Annotated in this window: 2 protein-coding genes; one reads left to right on the top strand and one right to left on the bottom strand. The window is 67.0% G+C overall.

The features are described 5' to 3' along the window. A partial coding sequence (locus ABEI27_RS01980; RefSeq protein ID WP_375797743.1) for an amino acid permease occupies positions 1-2,109 on the top strand: 2,109 nt, incomplete at its 5' end. A 783-nt stretch (positions 2,110-2,892) separates the two neighbouring features. Here ABEI27_RS01980 and ABEI27_RS01975 read toward each other — a convergent pair. Next, complete coding sequence (locus ABEI27_RS01975; RefSeq protein ID WP_375797742.1) at positions 2,893-3,198, bottom strand: hypothetical protein; 306 nt, start codon at positions 3,196-3,198, stop codon at positions 2,893-2,895. Positions 3,199-3,602: the final 404 nt, after the last annotated feature.

Below are 3,602 nucleotides of genomic sequence, written 5' to 3'. Positions count from 1 at the left end.
CTCGCCGCCTTCTCCGACTGGTTCTACCGGTTCATCTACCCGGCGCTGAGCATCCCCAGAGCCCTCCCGTTCTGGGTCCCGGGCGCCGCCGTTCTCGCCCTGCTCGTGTTCGTCAACATGCGCGGGACCGAGGAGTCCAACCAGTTCCAGATCGTCGTCACCGGGCTGAAAGTCGCCCTGCTGTTGCTGTTTCTCTACGGTGGACTCCAGGCGTTCGACGCCTCGGTCGTCCAGCAGTCGATCGCCGAGAACATCGGCGAGGTCGCCAACATCGGTCTCACCAGTGCGCTGGTGTTTATCACCTTCTTTGGGTTCTCCGCGATTGCGACCAACGCCGAGGAGATCCAGGATCCGGGGGAGACGATCCCGAAGGCGATCTATCTCAGTATGGGGATCGTGTCGGTCATCTACGCGCTGGTGGTGCTGGTCATCGTCATCGCCGTCAACAGCGACGCGTTCGTCCAGTTCCTGGCCGCAAACGTCGACCTCGGCGGAGCGGACGCAGCCGAGTATATCGCCACACACGGCGAAGTGTCGATGGGGTACGCCGCCCGGTACTTCCTCGGACTCCCGTACAACGCCGGCTTCTACGTCATCATCGTCGGAGCGCTGTTCTCGATGCTGTCGGCAGCCAACGCGACGATCATGGCCGGCTCACGGGTGAAACTCGCCATGGCACGCCGGGACCACCTCCCCCAGCGCTTCGAGGAGATCCATCCGAACTGGAACACGCCGTACAGGACGGTCCTCCTGACCGGGAGCCTCATCTTCCTCTACATCTTCGTGTTCGCGGTGCTGTTCGGCGAGACCGGAGGGTCGGCCCCACTGTTCGGTGTCCACCTCGGGATCGAGGGGCTCGCACAGTTCGCCAACTTCCTGTTGATCACGGGCCTCTCCGTGGTCAACGTCGCGCTCGTGGTCAACCGTCGCAAATACCCCGACACCGACCGCGGGTTCCGGGTGCCGCTCGTCCCGGTCATCCCGGCGCTCGCCGTCCTCGCCAACCTCGCGCTCGTCGGAACGATCATCACCGATACGGTCGGGCAGTACGCGGTCGCACTCGGGATTCTGGCGGAGGTGATCGGCGTCGGCGTCTGGTTCGCCTGGAAGAGTCGCACGCCGCCCGTCGAGCGACTCGAGGAGGAGACCCCGACAGCGGTCGCCGAGTACACCGGTCCCAGCGGCAACGGGTACCAGGTCGTCGTCCCGATCGCCAACCCCCGCAACGCACCCCAGTTGATGCAGACCGCGACCACGCTCGCGGAGGAGAACGACGGCGAGGTCCTCGTGATGAGCGCGGTCACGGTGCCCGACCAGACGCCGCTTTCGCAGGGTCGTACACGCGCCGACGAGAAACGCGACGTACTCGACCGGGCGATGAGACTGGCCGAGGAGGACGACGTCCCGGTCAGCGGCACGATCCGGATCGGCCACCGCGCCGCCGACGCCATCGTGAACACGGTCGCCCAGCACGACAGCGACGCCGTTCTCCTCGGCTGGGGCGGCGAGCGGTCCGGGAGGCGGGACGTGGTCCTCGGGTCGACGGTCGACCGGGTCGTCGCCGACGCCGACTGTGACGTCCACGTCGAGAAGATCGGTATCGACGACGACCCCGGTATCGACTCCATTCTGCTGCCGACCGCCGGCGGTCCCCACGCGGAACTCGCGGCCGAGACGGCCGCGGCACTGGCCCGCGGGACCGGAGCGACGGTTCGCGCCGCGTACGTCATCGACCCGAATGCAGGCGAGGAGCAACACGCGCAGGCCCGATCCCTCCTCGCGACGGCGACCGAGGCGTTCGAGACGGGCGGTGCCGTGGAGACGGAGTTGCTCGAGAGCAACGACATCGTCGGGGCGCTCGTCGACGAGAGCGGCGACCACGACCTCACGGTCATCGGGGCCACCAGAGAGGGAGTGATAGGGCAGTTCCTCTTCGGGACGATCCCCGAGACTGTCGGCGAGCGCGCCCCGACCACGGTCCTGATGACCCGCCGGAACCTCGACACGAGATCCAAGCTTCGACTGGCGCTCGACAAGTTCCAGCAACGACTCACCGGGCGGTCGACGGCGATAGAGCGGGTGGAGAACCGGTCCGAAACCGGCGGGTGATCCCGACCCGCTATCAGACACGGTCCCGGGGCCCGCCGAACGGACTCTGTTCGTCGCTGAGAGCCGCGGTCTGACGGGGACCACGTCCCCGCTATTTTTCCATCGCGACCGGGGCACACGCGGGCGACCACGCGGATGCGCCAGGAGCGAACAGGCGGCCGGGACGTATGCGGTCGTCGACTCCGATCCTCAGACGTTCGTCCAGGCGGCACAGACCCTCGCGTTCGAACGCGACGGGGGCGCCGACGGCACCGTCCAGAGGCGGATGCTGCGCACCGAGAGCCCCGAGTCGGCGCTGCTGGACCGGACGGACGGCTGTCGAGTACGCCGACTGGACGGGCACGAATCCGAGTGCGGCGGAGACATCTGTCCGCCTCGACGTCCCGGCGGCTGTCACGCTCGGCGAAGCGAACGGACGGTGACCGTCTTCGAGAGCGGATCGTTCGAGTCCTACCAGCGGGACGCCCTGGGGGAGACCGACAGCCCCCGCGCGCCGACCGGCGCGGCTCACGCTCTCTCGGGGACATCCCATCACCCGGGATCCCCGCGCACCGCAGAGACGGGTAGAACGTGGCCGGACTCCCGCCGTCGACACGCAGCGGACCCCGTGCGAACGGTTGCCACGGGCACTACCAGACGGTGGGGGTCAGGTCGACCACGGTCCGACGGTCTGTGACACCGGGCGGACGCAGTTCACCCCCGGCCCGAACTCCGGGCCTCTCTCGGCGTGCAGAGATAGCAACCCGAACGCGCACACGCTAAGGGACGAGTACACCCGGGGGTTCACGACCCGCGGACGGAGTAGTAGATGCTCCCCAGGCCGAGTCCGATCAGGAGCGACTCTATCGTGTAGAGGATCAGAAGCGTCGGGCCAGTTATCTCGTAGATCCCGATAATGGCGGGCGCGTAGATGACCTCGGCGACGGTGCTGAGGGTGACGAGTCCGAACCCGAGCGTCGTGTAGTTCAGATTCGACTTGCCGACCCGCCGGCGCGCCTGGAAGCTCAGGTAGGTGAGGGCGCCCCCGATGGCGAAGACGAAGATATTGCTCAACACCAGCATCCAGAGCGTGGGTAAGCTACTCGTCATTCTTGACCTCCTCCCACGGCTGAAGCCGTGGGATTCCACTCGCGGTGGGCATCCCGGTGATACCACACCCGGTGGCAAATTTCCCCTCACGGGTACTCCGGTTCGCGGACTCTGATTTGGCCCCGAATGGGGTCTGGCGTGTTCGCCCTCGCAGGCCGTATCCACTCTCAGCGACCGTAGTCCCCGGTTGCTCACCGGGCCGCGGGCCGGGCCATCGACCTGACGCACCGCCACCGATGGCGGTGCGTCCCAAGCCGGCGTAGGTTCGCTTTTTGTGTGCCCTCGCGGGCCGCGTGGACGCCCTCGCGGGAACGGTGTGGTAGCCTTTCGTCCGACGGGCAGACCCCAACCCAACTGCCAGATTTTCGCCGTCTTGCGTACCTCTGCGTACGGTTTTCGGTGGA

It is taken from the genome of Halobellus sp. (genome assembly GCF_042218505.1).
Taxonomy (GTDB): domain Archaea; phylum Halobacteriota; class Halobacteria; order Halobacteriales; family Haloferacaceae; genus Haloquadratum.
The sequence above is the reverse complement of the archived record's forward strand: the minus strand, read 5'-3'. Positions and strand labels throughout refer to the sequence as shown.